The following is a 17,903-nucleotide window of genomic DNA, read 5'->3' as shown; positions in this document are numbered from 1 at the left end:
GCCCCCTGGGGGACGGGCCTTCGAGGTCTGTCACGCGTCAGTACGTGCCGTCTCCCGACGTACGCGTCTCGGAGCGGGTGACCCGCTCCCCCGCAACAGGGTCGACCGTTCGGACGGTCGACTCGCTGGAACGCCGCCGCAGCATCAGCACGAGTCCGATGATGAAGACGACAGCGCCGGCGGCCATCAGGATGTAGCCGATCATGTCGAGGTTGACGTACTGGACGTCGACGTTGACGGCGAACACCAGGATGGCCCCGATGACGAACAGCACGATTCCGGTTCCGATGCTCATGCGCACACTCCCTTTCTAGGCTGTGTGCTCCGATCATCCCGGATGCTGGAAAGATCCTGGATCCTCTTGACAGGACGGCCTGACCCGCTTCAGCGCGGCTCGACCGTCAGCCAGTCGGCGAACTTCGGCTCGCGTCCGTCTCCCGACGACGTGCCCGTGAGCCGGCGCCGCAACCACGGCCCGAGATGCTCGCGGAAATAGCGTCCGCGACCGAGGGCGACCGCCGTGTCCTCCTCCTCCAGCCGCCACCACTCGGTCGGGGGCTGCTCCCCCAGCGCCTCCAGCACGCGCGCAGCGACGCGGTGATGCCCGCGCGCGTTCATGTGCAACCGGTCCGCCGACCAGAACGACGGGTCCGAGAGCTCGCGGTCGGGCCAGTTCAACGCGACGACCAGGTCGTGGCGTCCGCGGATGCGGTCGGTCACCGCGCGAGACAGTTCGTCGCCGCGGCGCTGGATGAGGCCCGCCAGCGGCAACTGCGCGGACGGGTTCGCCCCCGACAGGACGATCATCGTGACGCCCTCCTCGTCGCAGCGGCGGAGCACGTGCGAGAACGCGTCGGCGATGCGCGCGATCGGAGTGCGCGGACGCAGCATGTCGTTGCCGCCGCCGTTGAAGGACAGGTGAGTCGGCCGGAGGGCGAGCGCGCGTTCGAGCTGCTCCTCGACGATCGGCTGCATGAGCTTGCCGCGGATGGCCAGGTTCGCGTACGAGATCGCTGCGGCGCGGGAATCCGCCCAGCCCTGCGCCACGAGGTCCGCCCAGCCGCGGACGCTCCCGTCCGGCAGCTCGTCGCCGACACCCTCCGTGAACGAGTCTCCGATCGCGACGTAGCGGATGTCCTGCGGCATCCCTCCAGCGTAGGACGCGCTCACTCGGCGAGGCTCCGCCCGCGGGACTCGGCGAGCCCCCACGTCGCCGCGGCGGCGACGGCGAAGAACGCGCTGAGGACGATGAAGACCACCGGGACGCCGCCCATCGCCTGAAGTGCGGGGACGGCAGGCGGCGCCAGGATCGACGCGATCCGGCCGATGCCGGCGGCCCAGCCCGCGCCCGTCGCGCGCAGCGACGTCGGATAGGTCTCGGGGGTGACGGCGTACAGGGCGCCCCACGCGCCCAGGTTGAAGAAGGACAACGCCATCCCGGCCCCGAGGATCATGGGCACCGTCGTGGCCTGGCCGAACACAATCGCCGCCACCGCGGAGCCCGCGAGGAAGACCGACAGTGTCGCGCGGCGGCCCCACACCTCGATGAGCCAGGCGGCGACCGCGTACCCCGGTACCTGGGCGAGCGTGATGATGAGGGTGAACTCGAAGCTGCGCACGAGACCGAACCCCTGCGAGACGAGGAGCGTCGGGATCCAGATGAACGCGCCGTAGTAGGAGAAGTTCACGCAGAACCACACGGCCCACAGCGCAGCGGTGCGCCGCCGCATCCCCGGCGCCCAGAGTCCTCGCAGCCGCATCGCCACGGTCGTGGCCGGAGCGGCCGGCGCCTCGACCGCGTCGACCGCGGCCGGAGCTAGGCGTCCGAACACCGCGGGAGAGGACTCGAGCCCCGCCACGACCCGTTCGGCGTCCGCCGTCCGCCCGCGGGAGGCGAGCCAGCGCGGCGACTCCGGCAGCCCCCAGCGCACGACGAGCGCGTAGACCGCGGGGATCGCGCCGATCGCGAGCGCCCACCGCCACCCCTCCGCGGCCGTCGGGATCACGAGGTACCCGATGAGCGCGGAGGCCGTCCACCCGACCGCCCAGAACGCCTCGAGCACGACGATGGTGCGTCCCCGCATCCGTGCCGGTGCGAACTCGCTCACGTAGGTGCTCGCCACGGGCAGTTCGGCGCCGAGACCCAGGCCGACGACGAAACGCAGCGCGATGAGCGCGACGAGACCGCCCGCGAGCGCACTCGCGCCCGTCGCGATGCCGTAGACGAGGAGCGTCAGCGCGAAGACCGAGCGGCGTCCGATGCGGTCGGCGAGCAGTCCGCCGACGGTGGCGCCGACCGCCATGCCGGCGAAGCCCGCCGAGGCGATCCACGACGTCTGCGTGGTCGACAGCTGCCACTGGTCCACAAGGGCCGCGATGACGAAGGAGATGAGCCCGACGTCCATCGCGTCGAGCGCCCAGCCCGTTCCCGATCCGGTGAGGACGCGCAGGTGGGTGCGCGTGAACGGCAGCCGATCGAGACGGGCGGTCAGCGTGCCGGTCGAGGTCGCGGTCATCCCTGCATCGTACGAGGGCCGGGGCCGCGCCCGGGTCACTCGCCGAGCATCTCGCGCACGAGCGGGATGACCTTCGTGCCGTAGAGCTCGACCGAGCGCATGAGCTTGTCGTGGCCGAGGGTGCCGTTGGCGTACTTCAGGTCGAAGCGGCCGGCCCCCAGGGTCCTCACCGTGTCGGCGATCTTCCGCGCGACGGTCTCGGGCGAGCCGGCGTAGATCGACCCCTCGGGTCCGATCTCGTGCTGGAACCGCATCCGGCTGTACGGCGGCCAGCCGCGGTCGCGGCCGATCGTGTTGTTCTGCGCCTCGAAGCCCGGGTACGCCTCCTCCCACGCCTGTTCGTCGGTGTCGGCGATGTGACCGGGCGAGTGGATGCCGATGGGCTGCGCCTCGGTGCCGAGCTCGCCGATCGCGCGGTGGTAGAGGTCCACGTACGGGCGGAAGCGCGCGGCCGGGCCGCCGATGATGGCGAGCATGAGGCCGTACCCGTAGCGCGCGGTGCGGATCACCGATTCGGGGGATCCCCCCACGCCGACCCAGGCCCGGATGCCCGCCTCGGTCTTCGGGAAGACGTCCGCCTGCTGCAGTGCGGGGCGGGTCGTCCCCTGCCACGTCACCGGCTTCTCCTGGCGCAGGAGCGAAAACAGCTCGAGCCGCTCCTCGAAGAGCGTCTCGTAGTCCGACAGATCGAAGCCGAAGAGCGGGAAGGACTCGATGAACGACCCGCGCCCGAGGATCACCTCGGCGCGCCCCTCGGAGATCGCTGCGAGCGTCGCGAAGCGCTCGTAGACGCGTACCGGGTCGTCGCTGGAGAGGACGGTCACGGCCGTCCCGACCCGGATCCGTTCGGTGCGCGCGGCGATCGCGGACAGCACGATCTCGGGGCTCGAGACGGCGTACTCGGCGCGGTGGTGCTCCCCGACCCCGATGAAGTCGACCCCCATCTGATCGGCGAGTTCCGCCTGCGCCAGTAGGTTGCGGATCGCCTGCGCGCCCGACACGCGCTCGCCCCGCTCGTCGACGGTGATGTCCCCGAAGGTGTCGAGGCCAAGCTCAACTGCGGTCATGTCCGCCCCTTTCATTCAGCTGAATGAACGATAACGGGGATGCCGGCTATTCCCGGCATCCCCGTTCGTCTGTCTCCGTCGCTCAGCCGTCGCGCAGAGCGGCCCGCAACGTGTCGAGACCGACGCCGCCGAGGCGGAGTGCCCGCATGTGGAACTGCTTGATGTCGAAGTCGGCGCCCCCGCGTTGCGCCGCCTCGTCGCGGATCTGCTCCCAGATACGCTGGCCGACCTTGTACGACGGGGCCTGGCCGGGCCAGCCGAGGTAGCGGTTCACCTCGAAGCGGATGAACTCGTCCGACATGTTGACGTTGCGACGCATGAACTCGAGCGCGTAGTCGGCATCCCACACCCCGGTGCCGTCCAGACGCGGCTTGCCGAGGTGCACGCCGATGTCGAGGACGACACGGGCGGCGCGCATCCGCTGACCGTCGAGCATCCCGAGGCGGTCGGCCGGGTCGTCGAGGTAGCCGAGCTCGGCCATCAGGCGTTCGGCATAGAGCGCCCAGCCCTCGGCATGGCCGCTCGAGCCCGCCAGGAGTCGGCGCCACGAGTTGAGCTCTGCGCGGTTGTAGACGGCCTGGGCGATCTGCAGGTGATGCCCGGGGACGCCCTCGTGGTACACGGTCGTGAGTTCCCGCCAGGTGTCGAACGAGTCGACGCCCTCGGGGACCGACCACCACATGCGCCCGGGCCGCGAGAAGTCGTCGGTGGGCCCGGTGTAGTAGATACCGCCCTCGTTCGTGGGGGCGATCATGCACTCGAGGCGACGGATCGGCTCGGGGATGTCGAAGTGCGTGCGGCCGAGTTCCTCGACGGCCCGGTCGCTGGTCGCCTGCATCCAGGCCTGCAGCGCCTCGGTGCCGTGGAGCTTGCGACTCTCGTCCTGCTCGAGGAAGGCGACCGCCTCCTCGACGGTGGCGCCGCCCTTGATCTCGTTCGCGATGGCCTCCTGCTCGGCGACCATGCGGGCCAGTTCCTCGACCCCCCACTCGTAGGTCTCGTCGAGGTCGATCGTCGCGCCCAGGAAGCTGCGGGAGTGGAGGGCGTAGAGCTCCCGGCCGACGGCGTCGGTCTCGGACGCGACGGGCACCAGCTCGTCGCGCAGGAATGCGGCGAGCTGATCGTAGGCGACCCGCGCGGCGCCGGCGTTATCGGCGAGGTCGCGGGCCAGCGAGGCGGGGAGGTGCCCTTCGGCGGGCGCGGCCTCACCGACGAAGGACGCGAAGAAGCCCGTGTCGCTCGTGTAGCGCGCGATCTGCGTCACGACCTCCCGGACCTGCCGCTGCGCGGGGACGACCCCCTCCGAGATGCCCTGCCGGAGTGTCTCGACGTAACCGGCGAGGGCCCCCGGAATGGCGGCGAGGCGGGTGGCGACGACCGACCAGTCGTCGACCGTGTCGGTCGGCATCAGATCGAAGACGGAGCGGATGTCCTGCGACGGCGAGGCGATGACGTTCAGGTCGCGCAGGTGCGACTTCGCCGCGTGGAGGTCGAGGTGGAGCCCCAGCTCGGCCGAGAGGTCCATCTTCGTGACCTCGTCGACGTCGTCGACCGCGTCCGCGGCGTCGAGCGCGCGGAGCGTCTCGGCTGCAGCGGCGGCCAGACGCTCGTGCCCGGCGGGCGAGTAGTCGTCCAGTCGGCCGTTGTGCTCCGTGCGCCCGATGTAGGTCGCGAGGCTCGGGGAGAGTTCGGCCAGCGTGTCCACCCAGCGGTCCGCGATCGTGTCGATCGGAGTGGGTGTGCGTTGTGCGTCGGTCATCCTCCGAGCGTAGAGCGTCGCACGCTCCGCGTCAGTGAGCCGCCTCGTCCCAGTCGCCGCCCCGGCCGATCTGCACCTCGAGCGGCACCGAGAGGTCGGCCGCGTCGCCCATGCGCGTGCGGACGATCTGTTCCACGGCATCCCACTCCCCCGTGGCCACCTCGACGACGAGTTCGTCGTGGATCTGCAGCAGCACGCGTGAGCCGAGGCCCTGATCGAGGAGGTCCTGGTGGATCTCGACGAGGGCGATCTTCATGATGTCCGCGGCGCTGCCCTGGATGGGAGCGTTGAGCGCGGCCCGCTCGGCGTTCTCGCGGAGCACCCGGTTGGGGCTCGTCAGGTCGGGGAACGGACGGCGGCGGCCGAAGATCGTCTCGGTGTACCCGTCGATGCGGGCCTGCTCGACCGAGGACCGCAGGTAGTCCCGCACGGCGCCGAACCGCGCGAAGTACTCGAGCATGAGCTGCTTCGCCTCGGACTGCTCGATGCGCAGCTGTTTCGAGAGCCCGAAGGCGCTGAGGCCGTAGACGAGCCCGTACGACATCGCCTTGACCTTCGTGCGCATCGGAGCCGTCACCTCGGCGGGCTCGACGCCGAACACGCGGGCGCCCACGAAGCGGTGCAGGTCCTCGCCCGAGTTGAACGCCTCGATGAGGCCGGGGTCGCCGGACAGGTGCGCCATGATGCGCATCTCGATCTGGGAGTAGTCGGCCGTCAGGAGGGTCTCGTACCCCGCCCCGACCTCGAACGCCGCGCGGATCCGGCGCGACTCCTCGTTGCGGATCGGGATGTTCTGCAGGTTCGGATCCGTGCTCGAGAGCCGCCCCGTCTGGCTGCCGGTCTGGACGTAGGTCGTGTGGATGCGGCCGTCGTCGGCGATTCCGACCGTCAGCGACTCGATGATCTGGCGCAGCTTCGTGGCCTCGCGGTGCTGCAGCAGCAGGCCGAGGAACGGGTGCGGGTGGGTGTCCTGCAGGTCGGCGAGGACCGCGGCATCCGTCGAGTACCCGGTCTTGGTCTTGCGGGTCTTCGGCAGTTCGAGCTGGTCGAACAGCACCTCCTGCAACTGCTTCGGCGAGCCGAGGTTCACCTCGCGCCCGATGATCGCGTACGCGTCCTGCGCGATCGCGTCGGCGCGGGCGGCGAGCTCCCCCGAAAAACCCGACAGCTTGTCGCGGGAGACCGAGACGCCCGCGAGCTCCATGTCGGCCAGGGCGTCGAGGGTCGGGAGCTCGATGTCGGTCAGCACCGCGGAGACGGATGCCGGGAGCTCCGCCCGCTCGGCGGCCGCGACGCGCAGGGCGAACCAGGCGAGCTGACCCGGGGTCGCGCCCTCGGTCTCGGGCACCAGCTGCGACGGGTCGGCCTCGGGGAGCTTCTCGTCCAGGTAGCGGTCGACGAGGTCGGCGAGGTTCTTGTCGGGCAGACTCGGCCGCAGCAGCCACCCGGCGAGGAGGACGTCGAATGCCAGGCCGCCGAGGCGCACACCCGCCCGGCGCAGCGCCTTCACCTGCGGCTTCGCGTCGACCATCACCTTCGCCGCGTCGCCCTGCAGCCACGGGGCGAGCGCCGTGCGGGCGGACTCATCCCACGCGGTCTCGCGCACCGCGTCCGTCGTCGCGACGCCGACGCGGGTCGGGAGCCCGCCGACGACCGCGACGGTGAGGGCGAGCTCGCCGGTCTGCTCCGCCAGCCACGATGCGAGGGTCGCGGCATCCGTCTCCTGCGGTTCGGGGGCCGCGACCTCGGGAGCCGGCGGCTCGGCGTCCGCACCGAACGCGTCGAAGACGCGCGGCAGGAGGGTCCGGAACTCCAGGCGGGCGAAGATGTCGCGGACCGCCTGCGTGTCCATGGGCTGGACGGCGAGGTCCTGCGGGGTGAGCTCGAGCTCGACGTCGCGCAGGAGGGCGTTGAGCTGACGGTTGCGGCGGACGTCGTCGAGGTGCTCGCGGAGGTTGCCGCCCACGACCCCCTTGATCTCGTCCGCGCGGTTCAGCAGCTCGTCGAGCGACCCGAACTGGGTGAGCCACTTGACCGCCGTCTTCTCGCCGACCTTCGGGACGCCGGGGAGGTTGTCGCTCGTCTCGCCGACGAGCGCCGCGATGTCGGGGTAGTTCTCGGGCGGCAGGCCGTACTTCTCGACGACGGCGTCCGGGGTGTAGCGCTTCAGCTGCGAGACCCCCTGCACGCTCGGGTAGAGCAGCGTCACGTCGTCGGTGACGAGCTGGATCGTGTCGCGGTCGCCCGAGCAGACGAGCACCTGGAAGCCGCTCTCGACACCCTGGGTCGCGAGCGTCGCCAGGATGTCGTCGGCTTCGACGTCCTCCTTCGTGAGGACCGGCACGCCCATCGCCGCGAGACAGTCCTGCAGCAGCGGGATCTGCCCCTTGAACTCGGCCGGCGACTCGGACCGGTTCGCCTTGTACTCCTCATAGACGCGGGTGCGGAACGACTGCCGCGAGGTGTCGAACGCGACCGCGAGGTGCGTGGGACGTTCGGCCTTCACGAGGTTCACGAACATCGACAGGAAGCCGTAGATGCCGTTGGTGTGCTGGCCGTCCTTCGTCGAGAAGTTGTCGACCGGGAGCGCGAAGAACGCCCGGTAGGCCAGCGAGTGGCCGTCGACGACGAGCAGAGTAGGCTGTGCGGAGTCGCTCACCCAGCCAGCCTAGTTCGGGCGTGCGACATCGACTCCCCCGCATCGGCGCCGGGTCGGCGCCACCCGAAGCCGAGGTCCGAGCCATGTCCGAGAACGCCCCCTCCCCCGACGCCCTCTCCGACGGCGACGGCCTGAGCTGGGCGAAGGACCGCGGCCTCGGCGCCCTCGCCGACAAGATGGGGATCGAGCTCGTCGAGTTCACCCTCGAGAAGGCGGTGGCACGGATGCCGGTGGCCGGCAACACCCAGCCGGTCGGTCTCCTGCACGGCGGCGCCTACGTCGTGCTCGGCGAATCGCTCGGATCGATGCACGCCAACCTGCACGCGGGACCGGGGCGACTCGCCGTCGGCATCGACATCAATGCGACTCACACCCGCTCGGCGACGGAGGGCTGGGTGACGGGCGTATGCACCCCGTTGCATCTCGGCCGCAGCCTCACGGTTCACGAGATCGTGGTGACCGACGACCGGGGCAGGCGGTGTTCGACGGTCCGGATCACCAACATGGTGCGGGACCGGCCGGCATCCTGACCCGGCTCAGCGCGAGACGGGGTACTTGAAGCCGATGTGCGAGTCGACGAAGCCCAGCCGCGTGTAGAACCGGTGCGCCTCGGTGCGCGCCGCATCCGACGTGAGCTGGACGAGGGACGCGCCCACCGCAGGTGCCGCGACGTCGGTAACCCACGTCATCATCGCGGCTCCGATCCCGCCCGAGCGCTCCGCACCGGCGACACGCACGGCCTCGATCATGAGGCGAGTACTCCCCCGTCGCGCCATGCCCGGCACCACGGTCAGCTGCATCGTCCCCACGATGCGACCCTCGCGCTCGACGACGAGCAGGTCGTTCCCGTCTGCGGCGAGGATGCGCCGCAGCCCCCGCAGGTAGAGCGGACGATCGTCGGATGCCGCGACGTCGCCGCGGCCCGCGCTGACGGGGTCGTCCGACAGCAGCGCGACGATCGCGTCGAGGTCGCCCTCCTCCGCACCGCGGAGCGTGATCGTGCCGCGACGGGAGGCGAGGTCGACCGGGAGATCGAACTCCTCGATCACGGCGACCGCGTCAGGATTTCTTGGGCGCGAGCTGCTCGATGATCGCCTTGGCGACGTCCTGCATGGTCAGTCGGCGGTCCATCGACGCCTTCTGGATCCAGCGGAAGGCCTCGGGCTCGGACAGGCCCATCTTCTCGTTGAGCAGGCCCTTGGCGCGGTCGACGAGCTTGCGAGTCTCGAAGCGCTCGACCATGTCGGCGACCTCGGCCTCGAGCGTGATGATCTGCTCGTAGCGTGCGAGGGCGATCTCGATGGCCGGCAGGAGGTCGTTCGGGGTGAACGGCTTCACGACGTAGGCGAGGGCGCCCGCCTCGCTCGCCCGCTCGACGAGCTCCTTCTGGCTGAAGGCCGTGAGGAGGACCACGGGGGCCACGTGGTTCTTGCTGAGCTTCTCCGCCGCGCTGATCCCGTCGAGGATCGGCATCTTCACGTCCATGATGACGAGGTCGGGACGCAGCTCGGTGGCCAGCTGGACGGCGGTCTCACCGTCGCCCGCCTCGCCGACGACGTCGAAGCCGCTGTCACGCAGGATCTCGACGATGTCGAGGCGGATCAGCGACTCGTCCTCCGCGACGACGACGCGTCGGGGAGCCGGGGCAGCCTGGGGGGCGGTGGAGGGTTCCTGCTCAGTCACCCGTCCATCCTAGGCCAGGGCGACCCGCCATCCTGCGGTATCGTCGTTGAGGCTCGCGCCGGTGTGGCGGAATGGCAGACGCGACCGACTCAAACTCGGTTGCCCGAAAGGGCGTGTGGGTTCGACTCCCACCACCGGCACCACAGCGGAACGGCGCCCCCGCAGGGGCGCCGTTCCGTGTTCTCCGCGTCGTCAGGTGGTCCGACGACGGCCGACGATCAGGCCGTAGATCAGCAGGACGATGAGCGAGCCGCCGATGGCGAGAAGCCACGTCTGGATGCTGAAGAACTCTTCGAGCGGCCTGTTGAACAGCACGCTGCCCAGCCAGCCGCCCAAGAGCGCTCCGACGACGCCCAGGATGAGCGTGACGAACCAGCCCCCGCCCTGCTTGCCCGGAAGGATCAGCTTGGCGATGGCGCCGGCGATGAGCCCCAGGATCAGAAAACCGAAGAAACCCATGATGACCTCCTGCGATCGGGTGGTGACTACTTGCCGCCCGACCCTACGCCCGCCGGAACCTCCGGCCGGAGGCCTTCCGCCGTGGCATCCCGAGTGCTAGAAAGCGGGCAGTCCCAAGGGACTGCCCGCTTCCGACGACCGTGAGGCGTCAGCTCTCCGCCTTGTAGATCGGTGCCTTACCGTGGACCGCGTCGCCGATCTTGTGGATGCGGATGTCGTTGGTCGCCCCGATGATCCCGGGAGGGGAACCGGAGATGACCACGACCTTGTCGCCCTCCTCGAGGAGGCCGCGCGAGAGGAAGTAGTCGTCGACCTGCAGGAACATGAGGTCCGTGTGGGCCACATGCTCGACGAGGGCCGACTGGATGCCCCACGTGATCGCCATACGGCGACGGATCGCCGGGTCGATCGTGAACGCCAGCATCGGGATGCCGGGGCGCAACCGCGACATGCGGCGGGCGGTGTCTCCCGACTCGGTGAACAGGCAGATGAACTTCGCCTCGACGAACTCCGCGACTTCGTTCGCGGCGAGGGTGATGATGCCTCCCTGCGTCCGCGGCTTGGCCGTCAGCGGCGGGATGCGCTCGAGCCCGTGGGTCTCGGTCGCGTCGATGATGCGCGCCATCGTCTCGACGACGCCGACGGGGTGCTTGCCGACGCTCGTCTCGCCCGAGAGCATGACGGCGTCCGCGCCGTCGAGGACGGCGTTGGCGACGTCGCTCGTCTCGGCGCGGGTGGGGACCGGGTTCTCGATCATCGTCTCGAGCATCTGCGTCGCGACGATGACGGGCTTGGCCATGCGGCGGCAGAGCTCGACCGCGCGCTTCTGCACGATGGGCACGGCCTCCAGCGGGAGCTCGACACCCAGGTCGCCACGGGCGACCATGATGCCGTCGAACGCGTCGATGATCTCCTCGAGCGCGTCGACCGCCTGCGGCTTCTCGATCTTGGCGATGACGGGGACCTTGCGTCCCTCCTCCGCCATGATCTCGTGCACGCGCGTCACGTCGGCGGCGTTGCGCACGAACGAGAGGGCGATGATGTCGGCACCGGCGCGCAGACCCCAGCGGAGGTCGGCCTCGTCCTTCTCGGAGAGCGCCGGGACGTTGACGGCGACACCGGGCAGGTTGATGCCCTTGTTGTTCGACACGTAGCCCGCGACGATGACCTCCGTCGTGACGACGGGGCCCTCGACACCGGTGACCTGGACGCGGACCTTGCCGTCGTCGATCAGGAGGAAGTCGCCCTTCTTCACGTCGTCGGGAAGCCCCTTGAAGGTCGTGCCGACGATCTCCTTCGTGCCCGCGATGTCCTCGGTCGTGATCTTGAAGACGTCGCCCACGGCGAGGAAGTGGGGGCCTTCGGCGAAGCGACCGAGACGGATCTTCGGTCCCTGAAGGTCCACGAGGACGGCGACGGCACGGCCGGCGTCATCCGACGCCTTCCGGACGTTGGCCAGTCGGGCGTCGTGGTCGGCGTAGTCGCCGTGGCTGAGGTTGAAGCGGGTCACGTCCACACCGGCGTCGATGATCGCGCGGACCATCTCATAGCTCTCGGTGGCGGGACCCAGCGTGGCGACGATCTTCGCGCGTCTCACAGAAATAGCTCCGTCGGGTAGTGATTCGGGATCTGGGATCGGTTCCAGCCTAGGCGTGCGGGAGACCGATCGCGACGTCGGTCGGACGGACCGGCGCCGGGAGGCTGGTCGATCCCATGAGGTACTCGTCGACAGCCGAAGCGGCCGCGCGTCCCTCCGCGATCGCCCAGACGATGAGGGACTGGCCACGCCCGGCATCCCCCGCCACGAACACGCCCGGGGCGGTCGACTGCCAGTCATCGGCACGCTCGACGTTGCCGCGCGTGTCGAACACGGTGCCGAGCTGCTCCTCGAGGGCGGTGCGTTCGGGGCCGGTGAAGCCCATCGCGATGAGGACGAGGTCGGCGGGGATCTCGCGCTCGGTCCCGCTCTTGGGGACGCGGCGGCCGTCGACGAACTCGGTCTCGGCCACGCGCAGGGCACGCACCTCGCCAGCCTCGTTGCCGAGGAACTCGACCGTCGAGGCGAGGTAGGAGCGTTCGCCGCCCTCTTCATGCGCCGAGGCGACCTCGAAGATCGTGGGCATCATGGGCCACGGCTGGTGGTCCGGCCGCGACTCCGGCGGCTGCTTGCCGATCGCGAGGTTGGTGACGCTCAGCGCGCCCTGGCGGTGAGCGGTGCCGATGCAGTCCGCACCGGTGTCGCCACCTCCGATGACGACGACGTGCTTGCCCTCGGCGTGGATCTGGTGGGGAACCTGGTCGCCCGCGACGGCCTTGTTGGACTCGACGAGGTACTCCATGGCGAAGTGCACCCCGTCGAGGTCGCGCCCGGGGATCGCCAGGTCGCGCGGAACGGTGGCGCCGGTGGCGACGACGACCGCGTCGTAGCGGGCGCGCAGGTCCGCCCACGACAGGTCCTTGCCGATCTCGACCCCCGCGCGGAAGCGGGTGCCCTCGTCGCGCATCTGACGCAGGCGCGTCTCGAGGTGGCGCTTCTCCATCTTGAAGTCCGGGATGCCGTAGCGCAGCAGACCGCCGATGCGGTCGTCGCGCTCGTACACGGCCACGGTGTGACCGGCGCGGGTCAGCTGCTGAGCGGCGGCGAGACCCGCAGGCCCCGAGCCGACGACCGCGACCGTCTTGCCGGTGAGGCGCCCGGGGGGCTCGGCCTCGACCCAGCCGTTGGCGAAGGCCTCGTCGATCGTCGAGACCTCGATCTGCTTGATCGTGACGGCCGGCTGGTTGATGCCGAGCACGCAGGAGCTCTCGCAGGGGGCCGGGCACAGTCGACCCGTGAACTCGGGGAAGTTGTTCGTCGCGTGCAGCCGCTCGATGGCCGCACGACCCTCGCCCCGCCAGGTGAGGTCGTTCCACTCCGGGATGAGGTTGCCGAGCGGGCATCCGTGGTGGCAGAACGGCACACCGCAGTCCATGCAGCGGCCTGCCTGTCGGCGGAGCACGGCCTGGTCGCCCTGCTCGTACACCTCCTTCCAGTCCATGATGCGGACGGGAACGGGCCGGCGCGGCGGCAGCTCGCGCTCGGTGACTTTGAGGAAGCCCTTCGGATCAGCCACCGGTCACCTCCAGGATGCGGGTCCAGACGACGTCGCTGTCGGGGTCGAGCCCCTCAGCGGCCGCCTCCTGGCGGGTTTTCAGAACGGCCGCGTAATCCCGCGGCAGGACCCGAGTGAAGTTCGCGACCTCGGTGTCGAGGTTCGCGAGCAGTCGCTCGGCGAGGTCCGATCCGGTCTCCTCGGCGTGACGGCTCAGCAGGTCGCGGAGGATCTCGACGTCGCCGGCACCCAGCTCGAGCAGCTCGAGTTCGCCGGTCGCGAGCGCCTCGCGGTTGATGAGCGCCCGGTCGAGCCGGTAGATGTAGGCCGAACCGCCCGACATGCCCGCCCCGAGGTTGCGCCCGGTCGGGCCGAGGATGACGGCGAGTCCCCCGGTCATGTACTCGAGCGCGTGGTCGCCGACACCCTCGACGACCGCGGTCGCGCCGGAGTTGCGGACGAGGAACCGCTCGCCGACGACGCCGCGCAGGAACATCGAGCCCCGCGTCGCGCCGTAGCCGATGACGTTGCCGGCGATGACGTTCTTCGACGCGTCGAAGGTCGCCGCACGCGGCGGCCGGACGACGATCTCGCCGCCGGAGAGTCCCTTGCCGACGTAGTCGTTCGAGTCGCCCTCCAGGCGCAGGGTGATCCCCGACGGGAGGAACGCGCCGAAGGACTGCCCCGCCGACCCGGTCAGGTTGACCTCGATCGTGCCGGAGGGCAGACCGTTCTCGCCGTGCACCTTGGTGACGTGGTGGCCGAGCATCGTGCCGACGGCGCGCTCGGTGTTGCGCACCGGCAGGTCGATCGTCAGGTGGCCGCCGTGCTCGACGACGTCGCGCGCCCGGTCGAGCAGGGCGACGTCGAAGTGCTCCTCGAGCTCGTGCTCCTGCTCCTGCACCCGGCGTCGCGGCGCGTCGTCGGAGAAGGCGGGACCCCGCAGGATGGGCGACAGGTCGAGGCCGTGCGCCTTCCAGTGGTCGACGGCGGGCTGCACGTCGAGGACCTCGGTGTGCCCCACGGCCTCGTCGATCGAGCGGAAGCCGAGCTCGGCGAGGTACTCGCGGACCTCCTGGGCGATGAACTCCATGAAGTTGACGACGTGCTCCGCCTTGCCCGTAAAGCGCTTGCGCAGCTCGGGGTTCTGCGTCGCGACACCCACGGGGCAGGTGTCGAGGTGGCAGACGCGCATCATGATGCACCCCTCCACCACGAGCGCACTCGTCGCGAAACCGAACTCCTCGGCGCCCAGGAGCGCGGCGATGAGCACGTCGCGCCCGGTCTTGAGCTGACCGTCGGCCTGCACGACGACGCGGCCGCGCATGTCGTTGATCATCAGCGTCTGCTGCGTCTCGGCGAGACCGAGCTCCCACGGCGTGCCCGCATGCTTGAGGGAGTTGAGCGGGCTCGCGCCCGTCCCCCCGTCATGACCGGAGACGAGGATGACGTCGGCCAGCGCCTTCGCGGTGCCGGCCGCGACCGCGCCGATGCCCGACTGGCTCACGAGCTTGACGTGCACCCGCGCGGACGGGTTGGCGCGCTTCAGGTCGAAGATGAGCTGCTTGAGGTCTTCGATCGAGTAGATGTCGTGGTGCGGCGGCGGCGAGATCAGGCCGACGCCCGGGGTGCCGCCGCGCGTGCGGGCGATCCACGGGTACACCTTGCCGGGAGGCAGCTGACCGCCTTCGCCCGGCTTGGCGCCCTGGGCGAGCTTGATCTGGATGTCGTCGGCGTGCGTCAGGTACATGCTCGTGACACCGAAGCGTCCCGACGCGACCTGCTTGATGGAGCTGCGCCGCTCGGGGTCGAGCAGACGGTCGACGTCCTCGCCGCCTTCACCCGTGTTGGACTTCGCGCCGAGACGGTTCATCGCGATCGCGAGGGTCTCGTGCGCCTCCTTCGAGATCGAGCCGTAGCTCATCGCGCCCGTCGAGAAGCGCTTGACGATCGAGGACACCGGCTCGACCTCGTCGATCGGCACCGCCGGACGCACCCCGGTCTTGAGGCGGAACAGTCCGCGGAGCGTCTTGAGCTCGGCGGCCTGCTCGTCGATCAGGTGGGTGTACTCGCGGAAGATGTCGTACCGACGGGTCCGCGTCGCGTGCTGCAGACGGAAGACCGTATCGGGGTTGAAGAGGTGCGGCGAGCCGTCGCGACGCCACTGGTACTCGCCACCGGTCCACAGCCGCTCGTGCGCACGGGCGGCCTGGTCCGCCGGGTAGGCGAACTCGTGACGCGCCAGGTTCTCGCGCGAGATCTCCTCGATCCCGATGCCGCCGAGCTTCGTCTCCGTGCCGGTGAAGTAGGTGTCGACGAACTCCTGCGACAGGCCGACGGCCTCGAAGACCTGCGCACCCGCGTACGAGGACACCGTCGAGATGCCCATCTTCGACATGATCTTCAGCACGCCCTTGCCGAGCGCGTAGATCAGGTTGCGGACGGCCTTCTCGGGCTCGACACCCGTGATGTAGCCGGCGCGGACGAGGTACTCGACCGTCTCCATCGCGAGGTACGGGTTGACCGCCGACGCGCCGTAGCCGATCAGGGTCGCGACGTGGTGCACCTCACGGACGTCGCCCGCCTCGACGACGAGACCGACCTTCATGCGGTTCTCGTTGCGGATGAGGTGGTGGTGCACCGACGAAAGCGTCAGCAGGGACGGGATCGGAACCAGGTCCGAGGTGGAGTCGCGGTCGCTGAGGATGATGAACTCGACACCGTCGGCGATGGCGGCATCCACTTCGGCATTGATCTCGTCGAGGCGCGCACGGAGCGAGTCCGCGTCGTCGTCGGCGCGGTAGAGACCGCGGATCGTGATGGAGCGCCGACCGGGCAGGGCGCGGTCGATGTTCTGCAGCTTTGCGAGTTCGTCGTTGTCGATCACCGGGAAGTCGAGCGTGATGACGCGCGTGTGGTCCGGTCCGGATGCCAGGAGGTTCCGCTCGGGACCGAGGCCGAGCCCGAGCGAGGTGACGACCTCTTCGCGGATCGAGTCCAGCGGCGGGTTCGTGACCTGGGCGAACTGCTGCACGAAGTAGTCGAACAGCAGGCGGGGACGCTCGCTGAGGACGGCGATGGGGGTGTCGGAGCCCATCGCACCGAGCGGCTCGGCGCCCGTCTGGCCCATCGGCGTCAGGAGGATGCGGACCTCCTCCTCGGTGTAACCGAAGGTGCGCTGACGGCGCGTGATCGAGGCGATGGGGTGCACGATGTGCTCGCGCTCGGGCAGGTCCTTGAGGCGCACGCGACCTTCGTCGAGCCACTCCTGCCAGGGGTGGAGGGTGGCGAGGTCGCGCTTGATCTCGTCGTCCTCGACGATGCGGCCCTGGGCCGTATCGACGACGAACATGCGCCCGGGCTGCAGCCGGCCGCGGCGCTTGATGCGCTCGGGCTCGAAGTCGAGCACACCGGTCTCACTGCCGATGACGACGAGTCCGTCGGTGGTCTCGGTCCACCGACCCGGACGCAGACCGTTGCGGTCCAGCGTCGCCCCCACGAGCGAGCCGTCGGTGAAGATGAGGGCGGCCGGACCGTCCCACTGCTCCATCTGCATCGAGTGGTACTCGTAGAAGGCGCGCAGGTCGGCGGGGATGTCGGCCTGCTTCTCGTAGGCCTCGGGCACCATCATCATGATGGCGTGCGGCAGGCTGCGCCCGGTCAGCGTCAGCAGCTCGAGCACCTCGTCGAACGAGGCCGAGTCGCTCTGGCCCGGGCTGCAGATCGGCAGGAGGGGACGGATGTCGCCGAGCAGCTCGGACTCGAGCTGCGACTGGCGCGCCCGCATCCAGTTGCGGTTGCCGTTGACGGTGTTGATCTCCCCGTTGTGCGCCAGCATGCGCAGCGGCTGCGCGAGCGGCCACGACGGGAACGTGTTGGTGGAGTACCGCGAGTGGACGACGGCGAGCTCGGTCGCGAACCGCTCGTCCTGCAGGTCCGGGTAGAACGGCTCGAGCTGCAGGGTCGTGACCATGCCCTTGTAGCCGAGGGTGCGGCTCGAGAGCGAGACGAAGTAGGCGTCCAGCTCGTGCTGGGCGCGCTTGCGGAGGCGGTAGGTCCGCCGGTCGAGCGCGATGCCCGACAGCGCCGGCGCGTCGCCGACCGCCGGCCGCGACACGAACAGCTGCTCGAAGGCCGGACGGGCGTGGAATGCCAACTTGCCGAGGTTCTCGTCGGCCGTCGGCACCACGCGCCAGCCGAGGACGGTGAGGCCCTCGCTCTCCGCGATCGCCTCGATCGCGCTCTTCTGGGCCGCGCGCTCGTCGTGGTCCGTCGGGAGGAACGCGAGACCTGCGGCGTACTCCCCCACGGGCGGCAGGTCGACGTCGACCACCGCGCGCAGGAACGCGTCGGGCATCTGCGTCAGGATGCCGGCGCCGTCACCGGTACCGGCATCCGACCCGATCGCGCCGCGGTGCTCGAGGTTGCGCAGCGCGGTGAGGGCGAGGTCCACGATGTCGTGGCCCGCCTCACCGCGCAGCGTCGCGACCATCGCCAGACCGCAGGCGTCCTTCTCGAACGCCGGGTTGTACATCCCCTGCTTCGCAGGGAACGAACCACCGGTGATCGTCCCGGCCGACCGGGTCGTGGTGTCTTCGTGACGGGAGCTCGAGGGCATGCCTACCGTCCTCACATGGGTGCTCAACCTGGGACGACGTCGGCCCTGCG

13 protein-coding genes and 1 tRNA gene are annotated in these 17,903 nt (G+C 69.9%); 2 read left to right on the top strand and 12 right to left on the bottom strand.

The genetic code is table 11. The annotated features are described in order from the left end of the window. Positions 1-37: 37 nt before the first annotated feature. The 6 genes from Q9S71_RS10125 to polA all read right to left on the bottom strand — a co-directional run bounded on the left by Q9S71_RS10125 (position 38) and on the right by polA (position 8,001). Positions 38-295, bottom strand: coding sequence for a DUF6458 family protein (locus Q9S71_RS10125; RefSeq protein ID WP_064002034.1), 258 nt, complete (start codon positions 293-295; stop codon positions 38-40). A gap of 89 nt (positions 296-384) precedes the next feature. Beyond that, positions 385-1,146 (bottom strand): SGNH/GDSL hydrolase family protein, encoded by a 762-nt coding sequence (locus tag Q9S71_RS10120; protein WP_311862168.1) that lies wholly within the window; start codon positions 1,144-1,146, stop codon positions 385-387. Positions 1,147-1,166: 20 nt separating this feature from the next. Then, on the bottom strand, positions 1,167-2,516 hold the full coding sequence (locus tag Q9S71_RS10115; protein ID WP_311862165.1) for an MFS transporter: 1,350 nt from the start codon (positions 2,514-2,516) through the stop codon (positions 1,167-1,169). A 35-nt stretch (positions 2,517-2,551) separates the two neighbouring features. Further along, on the bottom strand, positions 2,552-3,583 hold the full coding sequence (locus tag Q9S71_RS10110) for an LLM class flavin-dependent oxidoreductase (protein WP_311862162.1): 1,032 nt from the start codon (positions 3,581-3,583) through the stop codon (positions 2,552-2,554). 82 nt (positions 3,584-3,665) lie between these two features. Beyond that, complete coding sequence (locus tag Q9S71_RS10105; RefSeq protein WP_311862160.1) at positions 3,666-5,342, bottom strand: DUF885 domain-containing protein; 1,677 nt, start codon at positions 5,340-5,342, stop codon at positions 3,666-3,668. Positions 5,343-5,373: 31 nt separating this feature from the next. Continuing rightward, positions 5,374-8,001, bottom strand: coding sequence for a DNA polymerase I (gene polA, locus Q9S71_RS10100; protein ID WP_311862158.1), 2,628 nt, complete (start codon positions 7,999-8,001; stop codon positions 5,374-5,376). A gap of 83 nt (positions 8,002-8,084) precedes the next feature. On the opposite strand from polA, the gene Q9S71_RS10095 reads away from it, so the two are divergent. Further along, positions 8,085-8,531, top strand: a complete 447-nt coding sequence (locus Q9S71_RS10095; RefSeq protein ID WP_311862156.1) for a PaaI family thioesterase — start codon at positions 8,085-8,087, stop codon at positions 8,529-8,531. Positions 8,532-8,537: 6 nt separating this feature from the next. On the opposite strand, the gene Q9S71_RS10090 is transcribed toward Q9S71_RS10095, so the two are convergent. Together Q9S71_RS10090 and Q9S71_RS10085 are read right to left on the bottom strand one after the other, a co-directional pair. Beyond that, entirely contained in the window at positions 8,538-9,050 is a 513-nt protein-coding gene (locus Q9S71_RS10090; protein WP_311862154.1) for a GNAT family N-acetyltransferase, read from the bottom strand. Between the two features lie 10 nt (positions 9,051-9,060). Then, positions 9,061-9,684, bottom strand: a complete 624-nt coding sequence (locus Q9S71_RS10085) for an ANTAR domain-containing response regulator (RefSeq protein WP_064002042.1) — start codon at positions 9,682-9,684, stop codon at positions 9,061-9,063. A gap of 57 nt (positions 9,685-9,741) precedes the next feature. On the opposite strand from Q9S71_RS10085, the gene Q9S71_RS10080 reads away from it, so the two are divergent. Continuing rightward, positions 9,742-9,827, top strand: a tRNA-Leu gene (locus Q9S71_RS10080). A 49-nt stretch (positions 9,828-9,876) separates the two neighbouring features. On the opposite strand, the gene Q9S71_RS10075 is transcribed toward Q9S71_RS10080, so the two are convergent. The 4 genes from Q9S71_RS10075 to gltB all read right to left on the bottom strand — a co-directional run bounded on the left by Q9S71_RS10075 (position 9,877) and on the right by gltB (position 17,853). Next, positions 9,877-10,143, bottom strand: coding sequence for a GlsB/YeaQ/YmgE family stress response membrane protein (locus Q9S71_RS10075; protein WP_311862151.1), 267 nt, complete (start codon positions 10,141-10,143; stop codon positions 9,877-9,879). Positions 10,144-10,291: 148 nt separating this feature from the next. Further along, a complete protein-coding gene (pyk, locus tag Q9S71_RS10070; RefSeq protein ID WP_311862148.1) occupies positions 10,292-11,740 on the bottom strand; it encodes a pyruvate kinase in 1,449 nt (482 codons plus the stop codon). Between the two features lie 49 nt (positions 11,741-11,789). Then, positions 11,790-13,256, bottom strand: coding sequence for a glutamate synthase subunit beta (locus Q9S71_RS10065; protein WP_311862145.1), 1,467 nt, complete (start codon positions 13,254-13,256; stop codon positions 11,790-11,792). Then, positions 13,249-17,853 (bottom strand): glutamate synthase large subunit, encoded by a 4,605-nt coding sequence (gene gltB, locus Q9S71_RS10060; RefSeq protein ID WP_311862142.1) that lies wholly within the window; start codon positions 17,851-17,853, stop codon positions 13,249-13,251. Before gltB ends, Q9S71_RS10065 begins: the two co-directional genes overlap by 8 nt. Positions 17,854-17,903 lie beyond the last annotated feature (50 nt).

Origin of the sequence: Microbacterium gawkjiense, assembly GCF_031932225.1 — a bacterium.
Taxonomy (GTDB): domain Bacteria; phylum Actinomycetota; class Actinomycetes; order Actinomycetales; family Microbacteriaceae; genus Microbacterium; species Microbacterium gawkjiense.
The sequence above is the reverse complement of the archived record's forward strand: the minus strand, read 5'-3'. Positions and strand labels throughout refer to the sequence as shown.